This window comes from Pontibacillus litoralis JSM 072002 (assembly GCF_000775615.1).
Lineage (GTDB): Bacteria > Bacillota > Bacilli > Bacillales > BH030062 > Pontibacillus > Pontibacillus litoralis.
In genome coordinates this window covers 1-26,041 of sequence record NZ_AVPG01000016.1, presented here as the reverse complement: position 1 = coordinate 26,041, position 26,041 = coordinate 1, and the positions used below count along the sequence as shown (strand labels likewise).

Below are 26,041 nucleotides of genomic sequence, written 5' to 3'. Positions count from 1 at the left end.
GGCTTTCTTCATCTTTGGATAGTTTGGAAGTCGTCCTAATATATATGATATATTGTGAACACATACATGGAGAAATGAGGTAACACGATGCGGAAATGGTATCAAATTATTCCAGATAATATTGGGCTGAGTTCTTACGTTTGGATTGTCTTTTGTTTATTGCCGTTCTTTTTCATTTTTCGTGCATCTACAACAGTAGAAATGATTATCGGAATTGTTATGATTGCGCTATTCTTCCTTACTTATCGACTCTCCTTCATCTCGAATAATCATTTCGTTTACTTATGGGTCAGTATAGAAATAGCCATTAACATTATGATGATTATCTTATTTGGTTACGTGTACTTTTCTTTATTTCTCGCTTTTTTCATAGGAAATATTGAACATAAAGGAGGATTTATCTCACTTTATGTGGTTCATCTCGCTACTACTATCGTAGCAACGACGTTTAGCTTCTTTACGCAAACAGAGTCACTATTTCCACAAATGCCATTTATTATCATCTGTATTATTGGCGTTATTTTACTCCCTTTCTCGATGCGCTATCGCAACAAGCGCTTGCAATTAGAAGGGCAATTGGAAGATGCGAATGAACGGATTGCTCAACTAATGATTATTGAAGAGAGGGAACGAATTGCGCGGGATTTACACGATACGTTAGGCCAAAAGCTTTCCATGATTGGATTAAAGAGTGACCTTGCTCGTAAATTGATGCTTGTTAAACCAGAGAAAGCGGTGCAAGAAATTAATGATATTCGGCAAACGGCTAGTACAGCGCTAAAAGAAGTGCGCGAAATGGTAGCGAATATGAAAGGCGCTAAGCTTGAAGACGAAATTATACGTGTACAACAAATTATTCAAGCCGCAGAGATGGACTTTCAATTAGAAGGAAACATCCATTTAACACACACACCACTACTAGTCGAAAATGTATTAAGCATGTGCTTGAAAGAAGCAGCGACTAATATAGTGAAACATAGTAACGCAAGTAAATGCCGAGTATCCGTTCACCAAACCGATACAGAGGTAATTATCCAGGTCCAAGATGACGGCATTGGCATTTCAGGAAAAATCGATTCCTTCCACGGTCATGGTCTACAAGGAATGAAGGAACGATTAGAATTTGTAAATGGCAGTTTAGAAGTACGATCTCATAACGGCACTACTTTGAATATTCGCGTACCAAATATCGTTCAACAGATGGAAGAGGAGGAATCCATATGATTCGCATTGTAATTGCTGAAGATCAACGGATGTTACTTGGAGCGCTTGGGGCATTGCTCGACTTAGAAGAAGGAATGGAAGTGGTCGGTCAAGCTACCAATGGCGAAGAAGCGTGCAAGCTCGTGAAACAACTACAGCCTGATGTTTGTATCATGGATATTGAAATGCCATTAAAAAGCGGACTAGATGCAGCAGAAGAATTGAAAGATGAACCGTGTAAACTTATTATCTTAACGACATTTGCTCGAGCTGGCTATTTTGAACGAGCACAAAAGGCGCGTGTAAGCGGATATTTGCTGAAAGACAGTCCAATAGAAGACTTAGCAACATCCATTCGGAAAATCATGGACGGACAGCGCATCTTTGCTCCAGAACTTGTCGATTTAGCCTTTGAGCCACAGAATCCGTTAACGGAAAGAGAGAAACAAGTAATTCAACTAATGGCTGACGGGAAAACGACGAAGGATATATCCAATGAATTGTATATTACACCAGGCACCGTTCGAAATTATATATCTGTTATATTAGATAAACTTGAAGTAAGTAATCGTATTGAAGCCATATCACGCTTTAAAGAAAAAGGATGGTTTAAATAAGAACAGACGAAGACCTGATTCTTCGTCTGTCTCTTACTTAGTTAAAGAAGAAACACTTTCCTTCCTTGACAAAAAGTCCACTTTTCCGCATAACTGTCCAAATTCCCCTTGGTCGCTTCTCTAAATGGAATTCAAGGTACCAGATGACATTACTATAGTTATTACAGGCAATCTTCTATCCGTCAAGAAAGAATATTCTAGTCTCTATCCTCTTGCCATTCCGCTTGCCAAATGCTATTATATTTATGTTAATTGATAATGATTATCAACATCTTCCAAACTGTAAGCATTGTGAATGTTATTATACTTTAAATAAAAGGAGCGTCACACATGAAGAAACTACTTGTCTTAATGGTTGCCTTATTGCTAGCTTTAACTGCTTGTGCGGAAAAAGGGGCAGATCAAGAAGCTGGAGAAGATACAAGCAACAACAAAGAACAAATTACGGTTGAACATGCACTAGGAACAGCTACTTTCGATGAAGTACCAAAAAACATCGTAGTATTGGAGTGGAATTATGTTGAACAACTACTCGCATTAGGTATTCAGCCTGTTGGAGTAGCTGATATCGATGGCTTTGAGAAATGGGTTGATATTGAGGCAGAGCTAAATGACGATGTTATCGATGTTGGAACAAGAACAGAGCCGAACTTAGAAGAGATTGCGAAGTTAGAGCCAGATGCCATTATTACGAGCGCGACGAATCATGAGAAAATCCAAGCAGATTTAGAGAAAATTGCTCCAACTGTTTTTTATAATTCTACTTCTGAAGAAGCAACTAAAAATCTATATGCGCATACGTTAACAACCTTCAAGAAAACTGCTTCTCTCGTGCAAAAAGAAGATGAAGCTGAACAAGCCATAAATGATTTAGATGCGAAATATGAAGATGCTGCTAAAGAAATTGAAGCAATGGATTTACCAACAAAACAATTTGTCTTTACTCAAGCATTCAGTTCCAATAACACTCCTTCTTTCCGTTTATTCACGAAAAATTCTATGGTGAGTAACGTGTTAGAAAACGTCGGGTTAGAAAATTCGATTACAGATAACCAGGATGCACCATGGGGCTTTACAGATGCGAATGTAGAGGGCCTTGCTAAGTATGAAGATGCGATGTTTATTCACGCTGTACAGGAAGACGACCCACTATTTGAGAACTTAGAAAAGAATAAGGCGTGGAATGAATTACAATTTGTGAAAGAAAACAACATGGTAGACATCGGTGGAGATACGTGGACATTTGGTGGCGTTTTATCTGCTCATACGTTAGTCGACAACTTGCTTGAGGCGCTAGAAGAAGCACAATGATTTCTCGTCACATGAAGCAAATCACCTTATTACTAGGGTGCATAGCGCTATTTGGTTTACTAGCTTCTGTGCACCTTAGTCAAGGGCAATCATCGCCTGGTTATATTGCATTTTGGCAGCAATTGATGAACGATGAGCAACAAATGAACTTCTTATTATACCAGCGATTACCACGCTTCGTTATTGGTTGTATCGCTGGTGCTGCTTTAGCCATTGCTGGAATGATTATGCAAACGATTACAAAAAACCCTTTAGCTAGTGCTAGCACGCTAGGTATTCATTCGGGTGCATATTTTTTCGTTGTTGCAACAACCATTTTTATGCCGAAAATTAGTGGTGCCTTCCCTTTACTCGTTACGTTTAGCGGAGGATTAGTCGCAGCACTACTCGTCTGGCTACTAGTTGGTAAAACACTTGATCCTGTCCGTGTTGCTTTAACAGGAATGATTGTAAGCATGTTATTTGCTTCCTTAACAGGTGCTTTACAATTATTTTATGCCAATGAAGTAAGTGGATTATTCTTATGGGGTTCAGGTACGTTGCTACAACTTGATTGGTCTGGTGTACAATTCGCCTGGCCGTGGGTTGTTGCTTTCATTATAGGTGCTTTACTCATTAGCCGAAAATTAGATATTCTACTGCTTGATGAAGAAACCGCCATCGGATTAGGTGAAAAGGTTGATCGCAACAAATTAATCGGCTGGTTTGTAGCCATTTTCCTCGTATCTGTTACGGTAGCTGTCGTTGGCCCTATTGGGTTTATAGGGATCATTGCCCCTCATATTGTCCGTTTAATCGGCTTTCATAAACACTTCAGCATGATTGTAGCCAACATGATAATCGGGGCGATGCTATTAATAATGGCGGATATTCTTGTTCGCCTCGTCTCCCAAACGAGTGAATTACCAGTAGGCGCGATGACCGCTTTAATTGGAGGACCTTGGCTTGTTTATTTAGCAATTCAAATGGGGGCGAATCGAAAGGCCTCCTCCTCTTCAGCTATGTTAGGAGGGCACGACTTCTTCCAGCGCAAAGGATTAGCGATTGTTGTTGCTTCCATTCTCGCTGCCGGTACAGTGTTCGTAAGTTTATTATTTGGCGGAACATCGTTTACACCAATCACCCAAATCTTTCATGAAATGGCACACAACCTTTACGTATGGGATTTTCGAGTGCCACGCGTCCTAGTGAGTTTTCTCGTTGGAATGATTATGGCAGCGGGGGGGATGATTTTTCAAGCGGTGTTACGTAATCCATTAGCAGATGCTTCTGTACTAGGCGTCACATCTGGAGCTGGGATGATGGCAATGATTCTATTAATCGTTTTCCCGAGCCTCCCATTTTATTTCGTTCCTGCTGGCGCCATCTTCGGAGCCTTACTTGCCATGGGAATCATTCTAACCCTTACTTATCGAAGCGGATTCCAACCTGTCATGCTCGTCTTAATAGGTGTATGTATTTCCGCTATGTTCTCCGCAATGATTCAAATTTTAATTGTCAAAGCAAAATTACATGTCACTCAAGCATTAACATGGATTTCAGGGAGTACATACGGAAGTAATTGGCAAGAAGTAATCATTGCACTTCTTACCATTGTGATTTTCTTCCCGATCATTCATTACTTCACTCGGACGTTTAACGTACTCGTATTCAAAGACGAAGTAGCCATCGGATTAGGTGTACCAACAGTAAAAATGCGCCTTACCATGATTATGATGGGCGTCACGCTAGCTGGCATAAGTGCAGCCATCGTTGGTACAATCGGCTTTATTGGACTTCTTGCTCCACATGCAGCCAGACGCATGGTTGGATCTAAGCACCAATACATTTTTCCCGTAAGCGTATTATTAGGAGGCATCCTTTTAACCATTTCTGACTTCCTTGGACGCTACTTATTAGCACCAAATGATATACCAGCTGGACTCATGGTGTCATTAGTTGGAGCTCCTTACCTACTTTACTTGTTAAAGAAAGCAGGTAAAGTATCTGTGAGATAAATAATAAAAAGGGTTCCCATTATCGAAAAAACGATGATTGGAGCCCTTTTTACAATGGTGCAAAAAGATCAACACCGATTTGCACGTTTACTTTATCGGCTTTACCTTCTCTACCACGAAACGAAGATCTGTCTTTTTCACTTCATTTAACGGCAACCATTCCATTTGAATATCCTCTCGATCACACGTTTGACATAAGTTACCCGCTTGATTCTTCTGTGGTTGAAACAAGAAGCGAAAGTCATAATGATAATGAGCTGGTTCCCCTTTCTTTTCATTGGCTGGAATTTCATGAATATCAATATCATAAGGAATTGGGTATCGATCATGCCATGGATGGAGATGAACATCTATACCCGTTTCTTCTTTCACTTCACGAATTGCCGCTTCTAATGGTGATTCCCCCGCCTCAACATGTCCACCTGGCTGAATCCACATCTTAAGAAAAGGATGGTAAATCAATAACATATGCTCTTCGTCCAATATAAAGCCACTACCTGTAATGTGCCCTGGCAACCTTTTGCGATCAAATAAATCTCCTTCTGCAGCTCGCTCTTTCATTAACTGTCCTAACTGACTCTCTTCCTTTGGATAATGCATCATATATTGTTCTAATTGATGTTGCCATGTAGCTCGTAAACCTTGTTTCATCTTCGTTCCCCCCAATGTTTTTTTATCCGTTACGTCCCGCAAAATGTTCTATATGAACCATTAGATTGCGGCACAACAGCATATGCTTTCTGCTTCTCTGAATAAGCGTAAGGATCAGCAAGTACGTCTAGCAAACGGTTCAACACACGATAATCTCCGTGCTCTACCGCTTTTTCTAACGCTTCTTCTACATAAAGGTTTCGCGGGATAATAGCTGGATTATGTTTGCGCATCCGCTCATTGGCCTCTTCTGCCGACGCTTGTTGTCTCTTTCGTCTCGCTTGCCATCTCTCATACCAATTCGTAAATGCCTCCGATGTAAACATTTCCTCTTTCCCTTGTGCTTCTAACGTTAAAGCGCGAAACGTATTCGTATAGTCTGCCCCGTAATGATGCATCATGCCAAGTAGCTCTTTGGCTAGTTTCTCATCTTCTTTCTCTTCATTAAACAAACCTAACTTGGCACGCATTCCATTTAACCATTTCTCCTCAAACAGCTGCGGAAAGGCATTAAGCTTCTTCTCCGCTAATTCAATTGCACGCTCCTGATTTTCATGGATTAGTGGTAGTAACGCTTCCGCAAAGCGCGCTAAATTCCACCCTGCAATAGGTGGCTGATTGCGATAGGCATACCTTCCCTGTCTATCAATGGAACTAAATACAGTCTCCGGATCAAACGTATCCATAAACGCACACGGGCCGTAATCAATCGTTTCTCCACTTATCGTCATATTATCCGTATTCATCACGCCATGAATAAAACCGACAAGTTGCCATTTTACAATCAAATCAACTTGTCGTTTCATTACATTTTCCAAAAACGTCAAATAGCGTGCTTCATCTTCAGCAATGTCTGGATCATGACGACGAATCGCATAGTCTGCTAACGCTTGAAGTTCCTCTTTACTGCCCCAATTAGCCGCATATTGAAACGTACCAACACGTAAATGACTTGAAGCTATACGAGTTAAAATTGCCCCAGGTAACCACTTTTCTCGAAACACACGCTCCCCTGTCGTCACAACCGCTAAACTCCTTGTCGTTGGAATGCCCAATCCATGCATTGCTTCACTAATGACGTACTCCCTAAGCATTGGCCCAAGTGTCGCGCGCCCATCACCATCACGAGAATACAGCGTTCTCCCAGCCCCTTTCAACTGGACATCAACCCGTTTTCCATCAGGCGTAACATGCTCTCCTAGTAACACCGCTCTCCCATCGCCCAACATGGTGAAATAACCAAATTGATGCCCTGCATACGCTTGTGCTATCGGTAAACCGCCATCAGGAACTTCATTACCTGCGAATTCTTTTACCCGCTTAACATCTTGAAGCTTCTCCACATCTAATCGTAACGAATCAGCTAGCCTTTTATTTACTAACACGATTTGCGGAGATGGAACCGGATTTAACGCCATGTGCGAAAAGAATCTATCCGGCAACTCCGCATAACTATGCTCTAGATTCCAATATGTTTCACTCAATGTCATTCTATCCCCTCTTTTTTTATCTGTTGTATAAATCCATCTTATCATTCCCGAATTGTAGTTGCGTAACAATACCTTTTGAACAGTGCTGTTATCTCCATTTCAAAATAAAAGATTTGCATTTTTCCCCATTTCCATTTACAATAGCATTAAGATTATTTATCTCGAATTCAAGATATACTTGTGAGGAGGAATTACAAATGCAATTAAAAGGAATTCACCACGTATCAGCCGTTACAAGTAGCGCCGAGAAGAACTATGAATTTTTTACCTATGTGCTAGGCATGCGCCTTGTGAAGAAAACGGTCAACCAAGACGATATTCGCACGTATCATTTATTCTTTGCTGATGATAAAGGAAGCCCTGGAACAGACATGACCTTCTTTCATTTCCCTGGTGTACCAAAAGGGAGACACGGAACAGATGAAATTGCCAAAACCTCCTTCCGTGTACCGGACGATGCTGCATTACAATACTGGGTCAAACGCTTCGATCGACTAGACGTTCCGCATACTGGGATTCAACAACAATTCGGTAAACAAACATTATCGTTCGTAGACTTCGATGACCAACAGTACCAATTGATATCAGACGAACACAACGAAGGCGTCCCATCTGGAACACCGTGGCAAAACGGACCAGTCCCAACACCATTCGCTATTACTGGCTTAGGACCAATCTTCCTTCGCGTCTCTGATATAAAAGCATTCAAGCAATTGCTAGAGAATACCTTGCTCTTTAAACAAATCGATCAAGAAGAGGAAAAGTATTTATTTGAAGTAGGCGAAGGTGGTAACGGAGCGCAAGTCATCGTGGAACACAACACCGAGCTTAAGCAGGCACGACAAGGCTATGGTACTGTACATCACGTTGCCTTCCGCGTAGAAGACCGTGCTGAATTAGAGAAATGGAACACCCACCTAAAACAATCCCGCTTACCTACATCCGGCTTTGTCGATCGCTTCTACTTCGGATCATTATACAGCAGAATGACGCGCAACATTTTATTCGAATTCGCAACGGACGGACCAGGGTTTATGGAAGACGAACCATACGAAACACTTGGAGAAAAACTAGCACTACCACCATTTCTCGAACCAAAAAGAGCAGAAATCGAAAGCATAGTGCGACCAATTGACACAGTAAGAAGCACTAAACGAATTGCAAAAGAGTACGAATAAATGAGAGCTAAGCCCTCCTGTCGAGGCTTAGCTCTTTTCTTATTCCGCTGGTGGCGTAAAGGTGCGCTTCGCCAGTTCAGCATCTAGCATAAATAACGCATTGGAGTCATTCATAATACGCTTCAATTTCTGAATGATGCTATCAAATGATGCTTCTTCTTCTACTTGCTCATCAATGAACCATTTCAAAATGTGATTGTCGCATGTTCTCTTTCATCCCAAGCAATATCAGACAAGTGATAAATCCGCTTTGTAACCTCTTTCTCATGCTCCAACGCCTTCTCAAACGCATCTAGCACATGTTCAAAAGAATTATTCGGATGTTCAAAGCCAGCAACAATGGCATGCTCCCCGCGATCATGAAGATAGTTGTACATCTTCATTGCGTGAAACCGCTCTTCCTCCGCCTGCATCAAAAAGAAATTTGCAAATCCATCATAGCTTTCTGCCGAGCAATACGAAGCCATGGCAATATACGTATGAGCTGAATAAAATTCATAGTTCATTTGATCAATTAACGCCTCACGAAGCTTATCAGATAACATAGCGTCTCTCCTCTTCACATATGAGTATAGTCTTACACTTTTAAGTATAGAGATAGCAAGAGAAGGGTTCAAGGTACTAGAAGAGAAACACAACAACACGAGAAAAACTATAAAAATAAGCTTTGTATATCATGAAAACTTTAATAAAAATAAATTTTATCATATCTTTACCCGCTCATTTCAATTACACTAAAGGTAAAAGATATTTCTTGTATAGGAGTGTTGATTGTGGAACAATATAAATTTGATGTGATTCAGAGTAAAATGATTGTTGAAGCAATTGTAGAAGGTTATCGAGAATATATCGAACTACGAAAAGAGCGCAATGAAAAAATGAAAATAAGTTCTGCCTTTGCATGGACAAAAGGTAATTTTATTGAAAATAAAATTGCAGAAGCTTGCGTTGATCATAATATTTCCTACCATAAAGCAAAAGCTGGATTAACATGGGATTACCTACAATTTATTCATTTAGATACCCAAAAACTTTTTTTAATCAAAAATGCAGCATATTTTAATCAAGATAATTATTCACAAGCCTTACTACCAAACAAGAATAAAAGTCAACGTGGTAGACGAACCTATCTTCATGAGCTATCAAAAATAAACGAACATCTAGATTTTCCACCCACTCCTAAACAACAAGAAAGAACGGATGAACATAGTATACAGCTTTCATTATTTATTCCAGAGAACCAAATAAGAACAGAACTCACTCACCTTAAATCGTTATACACCGAGTTCCATATTCTTACTTACAGCATTGATGAAGCTTTCCAAATTTCTAATGTTATGCATTATTTACCGAACCCAAACAACAATATAGCATATGAAATAGAAGATCTCTCAGCCTATATTTCAGGGGCAGACATAACTAATGAAGAACGTTCCATTCTCGCACCCGATTTAGAATATGAAACAGACGCTGGCGCATACGATATTGGAATTATTGGAGATGAGGAAAGAAAATAGAATAACTTTATTTAAGTTAGGGGGAGCATGATGTTTATCGGTGAAAATTTGACTAACCTTCGTATCATGCATGGATATTCACGTAAACAGCTCTCTGAGATGTTAGATGTAACAGAACAGGCAGTTTGGCAATACGAGAATCAATACACTTCGCCTAAAATGAAGATTGTAAATGATTTGAAATCCATTTTTCACGTAAAAAGCAAATACTTTTATTATCAAGATGTGCTTAGTCAATATAAGAATCATAACAATATACCAGTCATGAACATTGCATATCGTTCCAAAATAATGAACAGCATTTCTAAAACGCAAACAGAAGCTAAACATATAGAGTTTTTAGATAGCTTTATTAATTATATAACAGCTAAGGTAACCTATCCTACGCAAAAAATGATTCAACTAAGGAATGAAGTGGTTGATTACGTAAATACATCTACCGAAGCCAGAGAAACACAAATTAAAACGGTAGCCAAGCTAGCAAGGGAACAACTTTGCCTACACGAAGAAACCAATGACAACCTTATGTTTTTAGTAGAAAAAAGTGGCGTGTTCATGTTTGAAAAAGCCATTGGTGAAGAAATGGACGCATATAGTTTATGGACTAAACAGGACCGTCCTTTCATCCTATTAGGCAATTTAAAGCGATCGGCTGTTCGGAGAAATTTCGATATTGCGCATGAGCTTGGTCACTTATTGCTTCATTACAGGGTTGAGTTTACCAATTTAGATCGAAAAGAGCATAAAGCGGTGGAAAATGAAGCCAATCAATTTGCAAGTGCTTTCCTCCTTCCTGAAGAATCGGTGTTAGCTGATATGAAAGCTATTTCCCACCGCACGAATCCAGACGCATACCTTGACCTAAAAAAGAAATGGAAAACATCATTACAAGTTTTAGGATATCGAGCTGCAAGTTTAGGAATATTAGATGCCAGAAATCATCGCAATTTCTATGCAGCACTTCATCGAAAAGGGTATTTACAAAGAGAGCCACTCGATGAGATTATACCTATTCAGAAACCGCAAAAAATGAAATCAATTATTGATTTAGTTGTCAAAAGAGGCATCATTGATATTTACGAAATGGGTGAAAAAGACTGGAAGGTAGACAACACTTTTTTCCACCGACTAACCGGTATTGAAGAGAGCTTTTTTAACCGTTTCACTACAAACAACAACGATTTTGAATTAATAAACGTGCCACACTTATCCTCTAATCATCATGAAAAGAATGGTTAAAAAAAGAGGTAAAACCCATGTATACCATAGGTTTTACCTCTTTTTCCATGGATGATGTTCTTACTCCTTCACGTGCTGAGATTTCTTGAGCTGTAAGAAGTCATTAAACCGAATCATTCGCTTATTAAAGTAATAAATTAACGGTAACGAAATGAGCACGATAGCGGCGCCGTAACTGTAAAACTGTATTTGATAGAATACATACATACCTCCAACGTATAAATTACCGATGACATAAATTGAAACAATAAGTATAGAGGAAATGACATACTTCGTGACAAACGAATAACGGCTGTTTGTCAGTACATTCACATGAACGAGAAAGGAAATCGTACAAGAAACTATTGCAATTACCGCACTATAAAAGTAATTTTCAACGCTTGTAAATAGCGACTGTCCCATCATTAATAGCACGACAGCCCTGATACAGACTCCGACCAATGCTGACACAATAAGTGCTTCCAAATAAAATTTTTTCATAGCACCTTACCTCATTCCTAAGAACTCTTTGAAATGTCCAACATAATTTTTGGATACTTCTACTTCTTTTTTTGACTGTTCAAATTTGAGAAGTAATCTACGATTGAACCACGGAATAATTCTCGTAACCGAATCAATATGCACAATAAACGATCTGCTTACCTTAATAAAACGATCACTTGGCAAACGCTCTTCCAATTGGTACAGTTTGTCTTTCAGTCGATACACCTCTGTTCCTGTATGACACCACACAGAGGAGTCAACCGCTTCAAAATAAAGAATGTCCTCGTGGTTAATGACATGGTACTCCTCATTGAGAAAGCCAACAATTTTTGACGTGGCGGTTTTCATAGAGAATAGCCGGACTACTTCCAATAAATCGTTTAGATGATTTGGATGGAAAACAATACACGGCATGAACCCATCATGCAATCCTTCCTCCACTATATACAAGTCGGCATTTCGATACACTTCTACCCCTAAGGATTTGAATTTTCCCAATAATTCCTCACGATTGTTGTTGTTACACACTAGGCCTAATCTCATTTGAACTCCTTATATTATTCGCCTTTTTTTCTATGAACGAACCGGATATATAGTATAGAAATCATTAATGCAATTATAATACACCAGACAACATATTTCCCCCACATGGAGTACAACGTCTTTGCACCTTCCATCGGTACATGCCCTCTCATTATCCAATGATCCGTCGTGAAATGATCCATTTGTGCTAACGTCTGACCTTTGTAATCCGTGATCATTGACATGCCATTTACTGTTTGCGTTACAACATTGGCCCCATTTTCTACTCCTCTGAAATTACCAACAATCGTATGGTAAGGAGAAATTTCTTTCCAATCCGCAGATGGAATAAATAACATATCGACCTCTTTCTCTCCTACTTGATTTACAATCGCAGGAAAATCTTTATCCCAGCAAATAATACCAGATAAGCGTCCATATTCCGTATCTACATATTGAATACTTTTATCCCCTTCAACCGTTTTCTCAATTAAATTACCACCATACTTGAAATGCTCTAAAGCAATATCACCAGCAGGGTCTATCATGTATAGAACATTTTCATTTGGTTCACCTTCAGCAGTAAATACGTAAGGCACCGTTACAATGTACACGCCCCATTCTTTCGCCACTGCACTTAATCTGTTTAAATAAGCCGTTTTCTGCGTATGATCAAGGAGAGCAACACCTTCTGAATGATGAATAATTTTAGCGCCCGCTTCCGCCTCGGCAATCGTCATTTCAATCAACTTATCTATATTTTCTTCCGTTTTCTCTAAAAAATCTCTATCTTGCTTCTCATGTAAATTAAATATTTCTAACAATGCCGTATCCGTTCTATCCAACGTATGAATGCCCGATACAGCTACTGTTTCTACCTCTTCAGTGAGCACGACACGTAACCCACCAAACGTTACTATCAACAGCAAAGCTGAACTAGTCAACAAAGTGACCTTTCTCCTTTTTCCTTTGCCAATGTCCAAACGAAGCCAATACACAATCGATGCCGTCCACATTATAATGAACGTAATCCCCGTAACACCTAACACAGATGCCACTTGCACCATCGGCAAGAAGCTATGTTGCGAATAACCAAGAATACCAAACGTTCCATACGGGTTGAAATATACATTCATATAGTCCAACAACGCATACGTACACGGCAAGATCAACGTCGCCACAAACGCATTCGTCTTTTGAAAACTCAGCTTCTGAAAAATAAACGGCAGCGCATAAAGAGAACCAGCTAGCGCCGGAATATACTCAAAGAATGGCATATCCAAACTCGGCAACATCTTATGAAAACTCAACTGATTACTCAACGCCGTGACAACCGTCAACGCAACAAGAGCCACCCTCACCGACAGCTTCTCAATCGCAAACAAGAATAAGACGGGAAATACCCAAGCCGCTGGCGCCAACAAAAACTTCCCATTGCTCAACATCATAAATAATCCACCTAGAACGAATAAAACAATTGCATCATATTTTCTCATCTCGATTGCTCCCTTCCCTTGTTACCACAAGTATAGGAGCACTCTTTACTTTCGACATTAAGAATACGGTAGAAAGGACAATACGAGGGGTGAGAAGGACGATATAAAGGGCGGAGATTGGGGCAGTATTAGAGGGAACGAATAATCAACCGTACCCGATTTTTTTAGGGTACGGTTGATTTAGATGTAACGCATATTTATCAAGATGCTGACCAGTGCTCTCTCATCGAATTAATAATTCATCCATTCCATGAAATCAAATTATTTAGGAATAGAAAAAGTGAGATTATCAATGACGGCATCGCCTTCATAGTAGTTCAAGTGCGGGTCACCAATGACAAAAAAGTCAGGGTAAGCAGAATCGGCAGGCCATTGTTCTACTTCATAGCTTCCATAATCCCCTTCGCTTGTAGCAGTGAAATTATACTCCCCGTCGTATTCTTCCTCCGTTTGGTTATAGTGCCATACGATGGTTTCATTCTCTGGGTCGTTAAACTTTTGTTCATATCGATACGTCTGTTCTTTTTCATCATGAAACATCTTGCCTGTAACTTCGATAACGTAGCGATCTTCATGTCGTTCAACAGCCATATGGTAGTGCCCGTCTCCGTCTAATTCCGCTGGATCAAGTTCAAATGCTGAGTAAATATTATCTGATTGCGACACACTACCGCATTCGCTATGAACTGTCATCGGCGGGTAAAGCAAGTTCTCATTGAAAAAATTCTGATGATAGGCATTCGTAAATCCAGCATAGACCGGTAAATGTGCACTTTCATCACTGTAATAATCATAGTTTTCACCTGTTGCAGTATTGCATATTTGTTTTTCTTGACCGTATGGCAAATCTTCCGTGCTATAACTATCAAAGACGACTTTGCGGTGGTTATGAATGAAAGCATTATTATGGGGAGCCGGATTGGCGTAATCCATAATCCCTAAATAATAAAAACCATTGGCTTGCTTAATGTCTTCTCCACTCGTCCACGGGAAACCGTCCAATTCTTCTTCCGTTTCTGTATAGCCATTGTACATTCCGTCGTACTCAATTGCACCTTCTGCATTGCGTCCCCCAAAATTGACGTTATGCAAATCGTATTCAATTCGGTATTCTTGCGGTAATTCCTCCGTGTTACGAACGAGGATGCCACCTTTGTATTCAGGCTCATTTAACGTAAGAACTTGGTTTCCTGTTCCATCATCCACAATTTCTGCGAATGGTTGTACAGCTTCTTCAGGTTGCTCGTTACTAGTATTAAAATCTCTAGCAGCTAGTTCTAGAGTGAGCCAATCATCTTCACCAAAAGGGATTTGTTGGCGATACAGCTTCATTTCATCTAGTTTTTCCTGAAATTCTGGCCCTTGACGTACATCGAAGTATTCGCCGTTGTCATCCATATGGTCTACATGCCATTGATTGTCTTCTCCACTTGTTAAATCATCGTGGATCCACTCGTTATCAAGCAGCTGTTGTGGCTCTTGTTCAAAGTCTTCTTCATAAACAATTTCCCACTCGATTTCTTCGCTAGTAGCTGTATCCTCTGTCGCATCTTGGCTCGACTTGGCATTTTTTTCTTCTTCCGTGCTTCCCTCTTCTCCTGTGCTGCACCCAGCAAGAGAAAGAATCATTACCGCAGATATAGCTGAAATACGCAAATATCTCTTCAATGCAATCGCTCCTTACATATAGTGGATTTGTTCTTTATACTTGCTCATCATCGTTTCATTATAGTCGTCGCCTCCATCTAGGTTGGCACTACGGAAGATAGGTACATCACTTCCAGATTGCTCTAGATGGGTAATAATTTGCAACACAATCGAATGAATGACAAAGCTACCGATGATTGTGGAAGTGGGAGCGACTTTTTGAGAAAGCGATTGAATAGAAACGGCCGCATCTCCCGGCTCTCCAAAGTTATCAATGACAAAATCACTGACTTCAAAGAGCCGTTTACCAGAGGAATGGCGCGACGTAACACTTTTGGAATACGTCAGATTGGTTAACGAGACTACTTTCATGCCTCGTTGCCTTGCCTCAATGGCAAGATCAACCGCTACGGGATTTCTCCCAGAAACAGAGTGAATAAAAATCACGTCACCAGCCTTAACCGGCTTAGAGTGTAAAAGAATTTGCCCGTAGCCTTCCAAGCGTTCGACTTTGGAAGTAAGCGTAACCGGCTCCACATTGAGCATCAATGCTGGACTAAAGATCGGATTAAATAGGGCAAATCCCCCCGCCCGGTAAAATGCGTCCTCCGCAACGATACCCGCGTGGGAGGCTCCAAAGAGATACAATGAGTTACCCTCTTTTACTGCTTTTACCATCAATTGAGCAACTTCATCTAGAAGCTGTTCTTGTTCCTCTAGAACTTGGCCAAGCAGTTGTTGAACTTTATCATAATATTGTTTGATATACGACATAGATGTGTTCCCCTTTATGGAAGGATTTTCAAAATGGTGTCACCGATAAATGACCAGAGGGAGAAATCGTTCCCGCCAAAAATGACAATCCAGTCGGATACAGTGCCACTTAATACGGGTACCGATATGCCCACAAGCAATACCATCACTACTCCAGCTGTTGCTGAGCCTGCAATTGCCCCTTTTAAACCGCCTGTTCCGTTACCAATAATCGCCGCTGTTCCAATTTCAAAGAAACAGGTAATGGTGAGCGGCACAATAACAAAGCCGAACACTCCTAGGCTTCCTGTAATAAAAATAGTGGCTACCGATGTAATCATGGATACAATAAATCCAATGAGAACCGCATTTGGTGCAAACGGGAATAGAATAGGCGCATCAAGAGCAGGAACCGCATTGGGGATCCACTTCTGTGAAATACCTTGAAATGCTGGAATAATTTCTGCAAGCATCATTCTTACCCCGAGTAGTAAAATGGTAAGCCCCGCACCGAAAAGAATCCCTTGCATAATGCTGAAAATGAAAATACTTTGATCTGCTCCAAAGGCAGTCGCAGCTGAATCAAAGCCAATAATAAGACTGACAATGAAGTAAACAAAAAACATAGTGATCGACGATGTAATGCTAATTTCTCTCAAAAATTCTAATGATTTAGGGAATTTAATATCTTCTGATGATTTACCTTTTGTGCCAAACAGCATACCGACCCACCCAGAAATTAACGACAAAATGGTTGTCGGATGGCCAATAATGAAATCATCAGAGCCCGTAACCTTGCGAACGAACGGCCGCAAAAGGGCAGGTGCTACGATAATATAAATAGCAGTCATGATGGCAGCAAACAAAATAATCTGTGTATTGCTTAAAGAATTTTCAACCCCTACTGCGACAAAAATGAACGGGAACCAGAATAACATGTGGCCAGTTAAAAAAACATGTTTGATTGGTGTAAATCTAGCCACAATTAAATTGATTGCAAAGGCAATTAACATCGCAAGACCAATTTCAGTCCCGTACTCACTTAAGACTGTATCTGATCCAAGAGCAGGTGCTACTTCTGACTCTGGAATGTCATACATTAAGTTAAATCCTTCTGTTAATGGTGCGATCGAGCCTGTTAAAATGTTCGTACCTTGCGTTAGTATGACGACACCTATAATGGTTTTTGTTGTTCCTGAAACAACGGAAGAGAAGTCTTTTTTCAAGAGCAGCAAACCAACCAAGGCAATGAGCCCTAAAAAGATAGCAGGCTCACGAATAATCTCGACCAAAAAGTTCATAAATGATTGCATAATTATAACCCCCTGTGCTAGTGAATGAATAAAACCAAACCGCCGCTATTTACGTACGATTGCTTCTTCCGCTTTTTCTTTAATTTCTGCTTTGTTCACAAAACTATTGATGATAACCACTGGAGCACTAACAGATTCCTTTAGCTTTTCCCCAAGTTCTTTGCTTGTGAAAATATAATCTGCAGGGGTACTTTGGGCAGAACCAACATCCCCTGTAAAGATATCGGCCTCCATATTTAAGTCCTTCATCACACCTTCCAAATTCATTTTTAATACCATGGAAGATCCTAAACCAAATCCACATACCGTCATAATTTTTAATTTACTCATTGATTAACACTCCTTCTATAGTAATTGATAAATTTCTTTTGCTGTTTTTGCTTGCCTTAGTTGCTCGACTTTCTGTTCGTCGATGAGTACACGTGACAGGCTCTCCATCATTTTTAAATGGGAATCTGCTTCTTTCGCAGAAAAGGAAAAAACTAAATCAACAGGGTCATTTTCCTCATGACCAAAGCTCACCGCCTCTTTTAATACGGCAAGGGAAATAGCATTCTCCCGTACTGCTTCACTCGGTCTTGCGTGGGCCATAGCAATACCAGGGCCGATGACAATGTAAGGGCCATTATCCTTCACCGATTGAATCATTTGCTTTACATATTCAGTGCTGACAGCGCCACTTTTTATAAGTAAATCACCTGATGCCTGAATGGCTTCTTCCCAATTCGCCACCTGAATACCAGTAATAATATGTTCTTGTTTTATTATTTCTTCTCTCACGTTTCTTCCTTACCTCCACTCTTCTTCGCCGATAACCGCTCTCTCACCTCAGGAGACTCTAAATAGCGGAACAGCTGAAGAAAATCTTGATTGTGCGCTTCCTTAATCGCTAGGACGATAACGATTTTTACTTTTTCGGGGTTAAATGAACCAAAATCGATCTCCTTATCAAAGACAGTCATACTAATGCCTTCCTTGATAACATTTTCTGGGCCAGCATGGACAAATGCAATTTTCGGAAGAAACACCATATATGTTCCATTTCTCTCAACAGACATAATCATCTCTTGAATGTACCCCTGGCGAATGTAACCTTTTTGCAAAAGTGGCTGAGCTGCAAGGGATACACTTTCTCTCCAATCACTTGTCTTCGCAAAGTGAACGGTTTCATCAAAAAGCGTTGGTTCAACAACTGGAGCAGCACTGGCGTACACTTGGTTAAAAAGCTCCAGCTGTTTGCGGTTAATGATTTTCTGAGCTTCATGTTGAATCGTTCGTTTATCATCATCATTCAAAAGTGGACTCACTCGAAAGATTTTCACTTGATTCCATAGCTTCATGTTAAGTTCCTGTGTGGTTAGGACAAAATCAACATCATGTTCCTCAAGTTCATGAGCAAGGTCTTCTGTGTTGACAACGCTTATTATTCGAAAACCTGGTTCCACCTGCGAAAGCTTCGTCGTCAAGATGGAGGAGGTGGCCAGACCTGTGGAGCATACAACAATGACTGTTGGTATAAATCGTCTGCTTTTGCTTCGGTCAAAACTAGCACTAATATGCATCGTAATAAAGGCAACTTCAGCTGCTAACAGCGGATACCCCATATCACAAGTAATTTGGTGGACCATTTCATAAATAGCCCGATACCTAACTTTAATTTCTTCAGTATAAGGGTTGTCAATTTCCACCCCTTGCTCACTTCGAAGAATCGCCGATTTGATATGGTACGTCAAATCGTTCATCAATTTTTCATCTGTGGTCAAGTCGACTTGCAAAACAGCAGAGATTCGTTTAACAAGATACGTACTAAATGTTTTCTCCTTGTCGTAATTCCCCCATTGAATAGCGTTCTTCTTATAAGAAACGACTTTTGCTTGATCAAAGAGATTATCTAGAAAGGCACTCTCATGCTCAAGCACACGACTATCGTCAATCGTACACGTGAGAAATTCTCTCACTTTTCCAAGATAATAAGCCTTTTTGTCCCTTTGATTCTGCGGCACAAAAACGTAATGACCATTTAAAATATGGTTATACCACCACCCTAGAAAAATATAGAGAACTTGGAGGGAATTTTCACTATAATAAACTCCACGCTCCTCCTGGCATGAATCGAGCCACTGCAAGAGCAGCTCATTGCCTTCGTGTTCTTCAAGCGTAAGCCACCCTTTCGCTTTTTCAAGATCGACTTGTACATCCGTAAGAAGATGATAGAGTGCCCGCCGCAAGCTACGTTCTGTTCCATTTACCCGAAACCCTCTTCTCGCTAATCTCGTTAGTTGTAAATCGAAACGATCCAACATTTCTTCTACTTCGGGAAGATATTTCTGAATGCTTGAGCGACTTAAGTGAAATTCGTCAGCCAATTGCTGAATTGTGACTGTTTCCCGCATCACCACAAACAAGCTGATCATCGTAAGCTGTATACACTTGTCAAATGTAATCTGATTACCTTCCGCAATGGAGAGCAAAATAGAACGTTTTTCTTCACTAACGTGTAATAGTACACCTTTACCAGGCACTCTAGTAAGCGTAATATCCATATCCTTTAATATGGCATCCATCGCATCTAGATCATAGCGAATTGTTCTTCCGCTTACATTTTGCCACTTTGCTAGAAACGCAACTGTGACATACTGATTGCTATCTAAAAGCTTTGCTAGTAACATCTTTTGTCTGGACGAAAACATATACTCACCCTCTCTGTTATTATATATTCGTCCCGATTCATGTTAAAGACTGATATATATCACAGCTGTGGCAATATAATATTTTAAAGGTAAGTGTCAAATAGCCCACACCTATCATTCAGGTCTGGGCTATTTGACGCTTACTTTTCTTTACGGCACCAAGCAGCCATACTAAGGCCGCTTTCGCACCATTGATCCATTCTTGTCTCCCATTCTAACTGTTTATCTGACATAAAAAGCCTCCTTCGAGAATTAATCTATGAAGATTATCTCATCTGGAGGCGAAGTTGCATATGTGTGTAGTATTTGACGCTTACTTTCATTTCACAATAGAGTGTAGAAATACATTTGGTAATCAATCACCATTCAAATATAGTACCGGGCATGAGTAGTATTATGGACAGTATTATAATAATTACTCCTACAACAATATAGACTATCTTTATTTTCTTCGTTCCATCATTTTTAAACAATCCTCTCACTAATAATACTATTCCAATAAACATCAATAAAAAGTAGTATAACCCCATTATTATCACCTCCCTATTAATTTTCCGAAAAATACCTCCCCATTACAACAGTTTTTTCATTGTTTTACAGTGGTAGTCAAATTGAATTTGTTTTCTTAGTTGAGTCTCTCTTTATTAATATCCCAGTAGCACATACTAAACAAATGATATAGAAACAAATGAATACAAACTTTAATCTCAATTCAGGATACAATGAGACCTGATCAAATATAAAAACATGCGGCCATGGCATAAATTCCCCTAATGTAGCCATTTCAATTACCACATATGTTAATAAAACTGTTAACGAAAACTCTATATGTTTGATTGTTATAATTAAAGTTGTACTAAAGAAAATAAAAAGAATACTAAGTAAAAAAAAGTGTATGATGTTTATCGGCCATATTAGATTAATATCGTACTTTATTGAAAAAACTAAGCACCAGATTATTACTCCAAAAAAGTGCAATAAGAGATAACGTACTATATCCAAAGGGAGGTTTAAAGTGTAATATGGCATAAGACTCTCACTAGCGCCATCTTCATACAACTCTTTTAATCTAAACATAATACCAAACCCTATGAATGGTACATAGAAGCCTTGAAACATAATAATACTATTATAGATACTCGATTGATCTATAGGTACTTGTAATATTAGATATATAACGGAAATAACCCACATAACTAACGGAAAAAACCAAATTACACCAGTGTTTTTTAAATCAAATTTGAATAATAAAAGAATTTTTACTAATTTGTTTTTCATATTTTATGCTCCCTTATTACACTTAAATAACCATCTAATAATCTGGGAGTTGCAATTTCATAGCTACTACTATTTATTGAGGTGGAAGAGTAAACTCTAACATTTACATTTTTCCCCTCCTCAGTTAGAGAAATAACGTCTTGATCTAATATGAATTTACTTAATTCCTCTAATGGTATTTGCGCAGTCCATATTTTTTGCTCAGCAGCTTGTTTCAATTTCTCTGGTGTTCCTTCAAATAATAACTTTCCTTCCTTTAAAATGCCTATCCTTGTCGCAAGGAATTCAATATCTTCAATAATATGTGAGGATATAACAATTACATGATTATCCCCAAGGTGTTTCAGTAAATTTCTAAAACGAATTCTTTCTTCTATATCTAACCCGGCAGTCGGTTCATCAAAAAGTAAAATGCTTGGTTCATCAAGTAATAATTGTGCAATACCTACTCGTTTACGTAGCCCTCCAGATAATTGTGACATTTTTTTACCCTTATGTTCTAGTAAATTTACTTCTTTTAGAGAATTGTATACCTTTTGTTCTCTTACGTTTTTATCTAGTATTCCTTTAAGGAGTGCTATGTGATCTAAAGCCTCATTTACCGTTACTTTAGGATAAATCATAAAATCTTGAGGGAGGTATGCTGTATGCTTATTTTGTTTTAAATACTTCCCTTTTGTATAATCTTCCCCATTAATCGAAATTCGTCCACTACTCATAGACGTAAGTCCAGATATAATTTTCATTAGGGTTGTTTTACCTGCACCGTTAGGACCAATTAATCCATAAATTCCATCCATTTTTATGTTTATATCTCTTAAAATCTCTTTTTTCTTTGTACGTTTAGTTAAACCAGAAATTTCAATCATTAAACCTGCTCCCTTATAAAACTTTCTATGAAAATTACAGCCTCTTCCCAATTGTTAATTTCTTCAAAGTTATCATACCATTCTATAAGAAACTCCTTTTTTTGATCTTGAGTCATCTGAACAAATTTTTCGTAAAATATATCTATTCCTAATTCGTAAATATCATCATACCTAGCAACTGGTCTTGATGGCGTTAAATCAAATGAAGAGTTAACATAGTTAGAACTGCTAAACGTTATTTCATCTAGTAAAAATGAATTTAGCATTTCATTAAAAGCTTCCATTAGCCCCCTATCCAAATTAAAGGATTCTCTATTGTTCCATAACAATCCATTGATATATACTTCTGGTATTTCATGAGTCGAATCGCTTAATTCAAGTAAGGTTGTATGATGAATAAGCAGATGATTTTTGTTTTGAAAAGAATCATATTTTAAATGTGGGCTTAGGATTAAAATATCCTTTGGTAGTTTTACATTTTCTAAGCTAAACATTTCAGTTAAAAATAAATGTGTTTTTACTAAATCATCATAATAGCCCGACCAACTATTATCTATATTTGGCCATGATTTGGGAACTATTATATTGTTATCTTTGATGGTGTTTTCTCGTATCTCACCTGCAATTAATGTAAGCCCTTTATCTTGTTTACCAAAGTGCTTATCTCCTGTTTCGTCAGATAAACTTGTATAATATTCAATATCTCCATTAAATAATAACTTATAGTCTGCAGGTTGTTTATTGCTAACCAAAATTATTTCTTCATTCGTGTCCTGATCATACATTAACTGTGGATGTTGTGACTTACTGGGCAACCAATTAATATAATAAGGTAAAAATAAATAAGATTTAGATGCTGGTAATAAAGATGAATCTTCCATCACATATTCAAATACTAATTCTTCTGTCGGGTTACTAATAAATACAAAATCACCATTTTGAGTGAAATTAATATCTTGATTATAATGGTTTTTAACTCTTTCTACGTTCATGGAGTGATAAAGTGAAAATGCTAATTCATCAGGCGGGTTTTCATAGATATTCAATTCAAGTTTGACATTGACCTGGGGTTTTTTTTTCATCGAAATTTCTATATCATAATTTTTTATATCGTAAGCAAGTAAGTCGTCACTTATAGAAGGAGACTCTTGTTGAGAATACTTAGCTTCATTAATTATTTGATTATAATTAAATACAGGATTTTTTCCCGTGAGTGCAAACGGATAGATAGTAAAACTTAGAAATAGAAGACATGCCACAATAATCACATTTAGAATTTTGGCTTTTCTAGCATAGGAGGCTTTCATTAATGAGAAAATAATTAATGAACATAGTATTAAACACCAAAAAATATTACTAATCAATATCGAATTACTCATATTATATCCAACAATATCACGATATACATCATCAGTATTTAAGGGTGTTAATAATAACAAATAGCCGGCATCGCCTTCATCTAAAGAACTAAAAAAGTCATAGAAAAAAATGGCGTTCATAGGACCAACCAATACCCATATTATTAATATAAAAATAAGAGTTATGTTTCTTCTTCCAAAAGTTATTGCCAAAAGGACACCAATCAAAAATGAGAGAATAGATGGGGCACACCAATAAATAAAAATATAGTTTAATGTTTCTATATAAAATGAAGAGAAAGCAATATTGGAATAATAAAAATATAAAAATATAATTACTATCTGAAAAAAAGTAAAGAAGAATAGAAAAAGAAAATGGTTCATAAACATAGCTGCTAATCTAATATAAGTAATTTTTAAAGAACCTACAAATAATTGGCTGGCACCATACCTGTACTCATTAGAGAGAAATATGTAAAAGAAAACCATAAAACTTAAAAAGACTACATGTATAATTATAGTCATTTCACCTATAAAGTTTCCAAAGTCATTATAGTTAAATTCACTATTAATGTTTATTATTACTCTAATTATAAGCATTAGTAGTAGGAATATATGTGTTCCAATGTAAATTGGAGATTTTATCATTTGTTTCGCATAGAACAAAGAAATTCTTCCGAACAGCCTCATTGTTAACACTCATTTCATAATTTATTGAATTTTTGTTTTAAGAATAACCACATGGAATCAAATTTTATAAACTCGACTTCATGTGGTTTATAAATAACATTAAACAAAATGGATTTTCTTTCATCTTACAATCCAATCTAGAAACGAATCTTAGCCTCTCCATAAACCCCTGTAGATCCAGTTTGTGCATTAGCTTGTGCATAATATTTCGAGCCAGAATTAGCACTAAAATTTGTAGACCTACTTTTTCCTGGGTAAGCAATTATAGAAGCTGCCGTTGAATCCGGCCAATAATTAATAGATCTCTTTGCATAACCTTTAACATAATAATTTGGCCCACCAGATACCACAGATAAAGAACCATTTGATTTAGTGGCTGTTATCTTACTGCTCGTATCTGAAGTCTTGCCTGGATAAATGTGTGCCGTAGCTGTAGCCGCATATACAGTATTTACAGTAAATAATAGAGTAAAGACTAATACTAGAGTAGCAAGTAGGATTTTCTTTTTATTATTTACAACCTCTGTTAACATTTTCTCACCTCCCTTCAAGATTTACTATTCTTTAAATTTAATTATTATTAATAATAGAATTATATAAATCATGTAAAATAATTTGTCTGTTGTCCTCACTTAGTTTTTGAAAATTTTGTAATTCTTGTGGTAATAGGGTATTGATTTTATTTAGTATCTCCTGATTTAATATGTAACCTTCATTTTCTGCAAAATGGATGGTAACCAATCCAGAGAATATTTTAGAATCTTCAAAATTAGCACTATTTACATTTTCTCTAATTAAAGCAAAAGGAGTTGCAAATAGCGTTTTACTATAAATATGCTCTGATAAATTTTTATCTTTTATATTTATAAATGGATTTATAAAAACTATATCTTGATCATTATTTAACCTTACATCATTTAAACTTAATATAGGACTATCTTCAAATCTTGGGAAAAAAACTACTGATTTTGGCTTGAGAGTATAAGAAGTGTCAAATTCTTTGTTAAAAAAATCTACTATTTCACTTCTGATTTCCGTATAATAATAATTTGGATTCTTAGCATTTCCAGCCCAAGTTTTAGGTATATGATATGTGACATCAGATACCTTGTCACTGATAAAATCACCTTTAATTATTGAAAAACAATCATGAGATTCTTGTACTATTATACTTGTTAAATCGACCTGAAAATTTTTAATACCTACACATTCATTTTCAAATGGTTGATAATCTAAAGAGTTTTCATTAAAAACGTAATCTTCGGTAGAACTGTTAGTGGGTAACCATCTAAAAAAGTATGGTAAAAAAACATAATTTTCATTTACAGGGTTTAACGCAGTTCCTACCCCTTCATAATTAAACACTAACTCCTGTTCTTGCATACTATTAAGTGTAACTGTTACTTCATTACCTGTTTGTTGAAATGACAATTGATTGTTATCGGAAAATATCGTAGACACTTTAAATGCCTTATTTAAATAAAAAGTTATATTTTCATTCTGGATGTCCTTAACCCAAATATGTACCACAAAATTGATAGGGGAATCTTTTAATATATTTACTTCATAATTTTCGATATTATAACTTTTTTCAGATGTGTCATTAGCATAATCTTCAATATCTAGGTCGTCCACATACATAATGTTGTCTACAAAATCACTTGTATAATAATATTTTAAATTTTCATTCGAGTAAACACTTGATGTAATGTAAGCGTCAAATAGCCCACACCTATCAT

At 37.8% G+C, this 26,041-nt stretch carries 24 protein-coding genes and 1 pseudogene; 7 read left to right on the top strand and 18 right to left on the bottom strand.

All coding sequences use genetic code 11. The features are described from left to right. Nucleotides 1-87: 87 nt before the first annotated feature. The 4 genes from N784_RS10670 (at nucleotide 88) to N784_RS10655 (ending at nucleotide 5,128) form a co-directional block, all read left to right on the top strand. Nucleotides 88-1,224, top strand: coding sequence for a sensor histidine kinase (locus tag N784_RS10670; protein ID WP_036834774.1), 1,137 nt, complete (start codon nucleotides 88-90; stop codon nucleotides 1,222-1,224). After that, a complete protein-coding gene (locus N784_RS10665; RefSeq protein WP_036834773.1) occupies nucleotides 1,221-1,820 on the top strand; it encodes a response regulator transcription factor in 600 nt (199 codons plus the stop codon). Before N784_RS10670 ends, N784_RS10665 begins: the two co-directional genes overlap by 4 nt. Nucleotides 1,821-2,150: 330 nt before the next feature. Beyond that, nucleotides 2,151-3,131, top strand: a complete 981-nt coding sequence (locus N784_RS10660; RefSeq protein WP_036834772.1) for an ABC transporter substrate-binding protein — start codon at nucleotides 2,151-2,153, stop codon at nucleotides 3,129-3,131. Beyond that, nucleotides 3,128-5,128, top strand: coding sequence for an iron ABC transporter permease (locus N784_RS10655; RefSeq protein ID WP_036834771.1), 2,001 nt, complete (start codon nucleotides 3,128-3,130; stop codon nucleotides 5,126-5,128). Before N784_RS10660 ends, N784_RS10655 begins: the two co-directional genes overlap by 4 nt. A gap of 87 nt (nucleotides 5,129-5,215) precedes the next feature. Here N784_RS10655 and N784_RS10650 read toward each other — a convergent pair whose 3' ends face one another. Further along, nucleotides 5,216-5,779 (bottom strand): NUDIX hydrolase, encoded by a 564-nt coding sequence (locus N784_RS10650; protein ID WP_036834769.1) that lies wholly within the window; start codon nucleotides 5,777-5,779, stop codon nucleotides 5,216-5,218. A gap of 29 nt (nucleotides 5,780-5,808) precedes the next feature. After that, entirely contained in the window at nucleotides 5,809-7,269 is a 1,461-nt protein-coding gene (locus N784_RS10645) for a protein adenylyltransferase SelO (RefSeq protein ID WP_036834767.1), read from the bottom strand. A gap of 197 nt (nucleotides 7,270-7,466) precedes the next feature. On the opposite strand from N784_RS10645, the gene N784_RS10640 reads away from it, so the two are divergent. Next, complete coding sequence (locus tag N784_RS10640) at nucleotides 7,467-8,447, top strand: ring-cleaving dioxygenase (RefSeq protein WP_036834766.1); 981 nt, start codon at nucleotides 7,467-7,469, stop codon at nucleotides 8,445-8,447. A 39-nt stretch (nucleotides 8,448-8,486) separates the two neighbouring features. On the opposite strand, the pseudogene N784_RS10635 reads toward N784_RS10640, so the two are convergent. Next, a pseudogene (locus N784_RS10635) lies at nucleotides 8,487-8,992 on the bottom strand (ferritin). Nucleotides 8,993-9,220: 228 nt separating this feature from the next. Here N784_RS10635 and N784_RS10630 point away from each other — a divergent pair. Both N784_RS10630 and N784_RS10625 read left to right on the top strand, forming a co-directional pair. Continuing rightward, on the top strand, nucleotides 9,221-9,964 hold the full coding sequence (locus tag N784_RS10630; RefSeq protein WP_036834765.1) for a spr1630 family ClpXP-sensitive toxin: 744 nt from the start codon (nucleotides 9,221-9,223) through the stop codon (nucleotides 9,962-9,964). Nucleotides 9,965-9,994: 30 nt separating this feature from the next. Continuing rightward, the gene (locus tag N784_RS10625) at nucleotides 9,995-11,203 is read left to right on the top strand and encodes a spr1629 family repressor/antitoxin (RefSeq protein ID WP_036834764.1); all 1,209 of its coding nucleotides are present in this window, start codon (nucleotides 9,995-9,997) and stop codon (nucleotides 11,201-11,203) included. 60 nt (nucleotides 11,204-11,263) lie between these two features. Here the strand turns inward: N784_RS10625 and N784_RS10620 are convergent, their stop codons facing one another. The 15 genes from N784_RS10620 to N784_RS10555 form a co-directional block, all read right to left on the bottom strand. Then, entirely contained in the window at nucleotides 11,264-11,683 is a 420-nt protein-coding gene (locus tag N784_RS10620; RefSeq protein ID WP_036834761.1) for a hypothetical protein, read from the bottom strand. Nucleotides 11,684-11,689: 6 nt separating this feature from the next. Next, complete coding sequence (locus N784_RS16010) at nucleotides 11,690-12,229, bottom strand: LytTR family DNA-binding domain-containing protein (protein ID WP_052127266.1); 540 nt, start codon at nucleotides 12,227-12,229, stop codon at nucleotides 11,690-11,692. Between the two features lie 14 nt (nucleotides 12,230-12,243). Further along, a complete protein-coding gene (locus tag N784_RS10610) occupies nucleotides 12,244-13,704 on the bottom strand; it encodes a nitrilase-related carbon-nitrogen hydrolase (RefSeq protein WP_036834760.1) in 1,461 nt (486 codons plus the stop codon). A gap of 261 nt (nucleotides 13,705-13,965) precedes the next feature. Continuing rightward, nucleotides 13,966-15,372: a hypothetical protein gene (locus N784_RS10605; protein ID WP_036834759.1), complete on the bottom strand. Its 1,407-nt coding sequence runs from the start codon at nucleotides 15,370-15,372 to the stop codon at nucleotides 13,966-13,968. A 12-nt stretch (nucleotides 15,373-15,384) separates the two neighbouring features. Next, nucleotides 15,385-16,125 carry an SIS domain-containing protein gene (locus tag N784_RS10600; protein WP_036834758.1) on the bottom strand — a complete coding sequence of 247 codons (741 nt, stop codon included), beginning with the start codon at nucleotides 16,123-16,125 and terminating at the stop codon, nucleotides 15,385-15,387. A gap of 14 nt (nucleotides 16,126-16,139) precedes the next feature. Then, nucleotides 16,140-17,417 carry a PTS ascorbate transporter subunit IIC gene (locus N784_RS10595; protein ID WP_036834756.1) on the bottom strand — a complete coding sequence of 426 codons (1,278 nt, stop codon included), beginning with the start codon at nucleotides 17,415-17,417 and terminating at the stop codon, nucleotides 16,140-16,142. A gap of 45 nt (nucleotides 17,418-17,462) precedes the next feature. Next, nucleotides 17,463-17,747 (bottom strand): PTS sugar transporter subunit IIB, encoded by a 285-nt coding sequence (locus N784_RS10590; protein WP_036834754.1) that lies wholly within the window; start codon nucleotides 17,745-17,747, stop codon nucleotides 17,463-17,465. 15 nt (nucleotides 17,748-17,762) lie between these two features. After that, nucleotides 17,763-18,197, bottom strand: a complete 435-nt coding sequence (locus N784_RS10585; RefSeq protein ID WP_036834753.1) for a PTS sugar transporter subunit IIA — start codon at nucleotides 18,195-18,197, stop codon at nucleotides 17,763-17,765. After that, nucleotides 18,194-20,107, bottom strand: a complete 1,914-nt coding sequence (locus N784_RS10580) for a BglG family transcription antiterminator (RefSeq protein WP_052127265.1) — start codon at nucleotides 20,105-20,107, stop codon at nucleotides 18,194-18,196. The genes N784_RS10585 and N784_RS10580 overlap by 4 nt, the downstream gene beginning before the upstream one ends. A gap of 140 nt (nucleotides 20,108-20,247) precedes the next feature. After that, on the bottom strand, nucleotides 20,248-20,340 hold the full coding sequence (tnpA, locus tag N784_RS17250) for an IS66 family insertion sequence element accessory protein TnpA (protein WP_408633519.1): 93 nt from the start codon (nucleotides 20,338-20,340) through the stop codon (nucleotides 20,248-20,250). Nucleotides 20,341-20,466: 126 nt separating this feature from the next. Continuing rightward, nucleotides 20,467-20,637, bottom strand: a complete 171-nt coding sequence (locus N784_RS16835; RefSeq protein WP_198134421.1) for a hypothetical protein — start codon at nucleotides 20,635-20,637, stop codon at nucleotides 20,467-20,469. Between the two features lie 744 nt (nucleotides 20,638-21,381). Beyond that, nucleotides 21,382-22,254, bottom strand: a complete 873-nt coding sequence (locus N784_RS10570) for an ATP-binding cassette domain-containing protein (RefSeq protein WP_036834752.1) — start codon at nucleotides 22,252-22,254, stop codon at nucleotides 21,382-21,384. Then, nucleotides 22,254-24,278, bottom strand: a complete 2,025-nt coding sequence (locus tag N784_RS10565; RefSeq protein ID WP_232306009.1) for an LTA synthase family protein — start codon at nucleotides 24,276-24,278, stop codon at nucleotides 22,254-22,256. The genes N784_RS10570 and N784_RS10565 overlap by 1 nt, the downstream gene beginning before the upstream one ends. A gap of 161 nt (nucleotides 24,279-24,439) precedes the next feature. Continuing rightward, nucleotides 24,440-24,835 (bottom strand): hypothetical protein, encoded by a 396-nt coding sequence (locus N784_RS10560; protein WP_036834748.1) that lies wholly within the window; start codon nucleotides 24,833-24,835, stop codon nucleotides 24,440-24,442. A gap of 37 nt (nucleotides 24,836-24,872) precedes the next feature. Beyond that, the coding region (locus N784_RS10555) for a hypothetical protein (RefSeq protein ID WP_036834747.1) at nucleotides 24,873-26,041 on the bottom strand (1,169 nt) is incomplete at its 5' end.

Bases quoted from the DNA above. Each gene is read 5' to 3' on its own strand.
- N784_RS10670 (WP_036834774.1), top strand. From the start codon at position 88: ATGCGGAAATGGTATCAAATTATTCCAGATAATATTGGGCTGAGTTCT.
- N784_RS10665 (WP_036834773.1), top strand. From the start codon at position 1,221: ATGATTCGCATTGTAATTGCTGAAGATCAACGGATGTTACTTGGAGCG.
- N784_RS10660 (WP_036834772.1), top strand. From the start codon at position 2,151: ATGAAGAAACTACTTGTCTTAATGGTTGCCTTATTGCTAGCTTTAACT.
- N784_RS10655 (WP_036834771.1), top strand. From the start codon at position 3,128: ATGATTTCTCGTCACATGAAGCAAATCACCTTATTACTAGGGTGCATA.
- N784_RS10650 (WP_036834769.1), bottom strand. From the start codon at position 5,779: ATGAAACAAGGTTTACGAGCTACATGGCAACATCAATTAGAACAATAT.
- N784_RS10645 (WP_036834767.1), bottom strand. From the start codon at position 7,269: ATGACATTGAGTGAAACATATTGGAATCTAGAGCATAGTTATGCGGAG.
- N784_RS10640 (WP_036834766.1), top strand. From the start codon at position 7,467: ATGCAATTAAAAGGAATTCACCACGTATCAGCCGTTACAAGTAGCGCC.
- N784_RS10625 (WP_036834764.1), top strand. From the start codon at position 9,995: ATGTTTATCGGTGAAAATTTGACTAACCTTCGTATCATGCATGGATAT.
- N784_RS10620 (WP_036834761.1), bottom strand. From the start codon at position 11,683: ATGAAAAAATTTTATTTGGAAGCACTTATTGTGTCAGCATTGGTCGGA.
- N784_RS16010 (WP_052127266.1), bottom strand. From the start codon at position 12,229: ATGAGATTAGGCCTAGTGTGTAACAACAACAATCGTGAGGAATTATTG.
- N784_RS10610 (WP_036834760.1), bottom strand. From the start codon at position 13,704: ATGAGAAAATATGATGCAATTGTTTTATTCGTTCTAGGTGGATTATTT.
- N784_RS10600 (WP_036834758.1), bottom strand. From the start codon at position 16,125: ATGTCGTATATCAAACAATATTATGATAAAGTTCAACAACTGCTTGGC.
- N784_RS10595 (WP_036834756.1), bottom strand. From the start codon at position 17,417: ATGCAATCATTTATGAACTTTTTGGTCGAGATTATTCGTGAGCCTGCT.
- N784_RS10590 (WP_036834754.1), bottom strand. From the start codon at position 17,747: ATGAGTAAATTAAAAATTATGACGGTATGTGGATTTGGTTTAGGATCT.
- N784_RS10580 (WP_052127265.1), bottom strand. From the start codon at position 20,107: ATGTTTTCGTCCAGACAAAAGATGTTACTAGCAAAGCTTTTAGATAGC.
- tnpA (WP_408633519.1), bottom strand. From the start codon at position 20,340: ATGTCAGATAAACAGTTAGAATGGGAGACAAGAATGGATCAATGGTGC.
- N784_RS16835 (WP_198134421.1), bottom strand. From the start codon at position 20,637: ATGGGGTTATACTACTTTTTATTGATGTTTATTGGAATAGTATTATTA.
- N784_RS10570 (WP_036834752.1), bottom strand. From the start codon at position 22,254: ATGATTGAAATTTCTGGTTTAACTAAACGTACAAAGAAAAAAGAGATT.
- N784_RS10560 (WP_036834748.1), bottom strand. From the start codon at position 24,835: ATGTTAACAGAGGTTGTAAATAATAAAAAGAAAATCCTACTTGCTACT.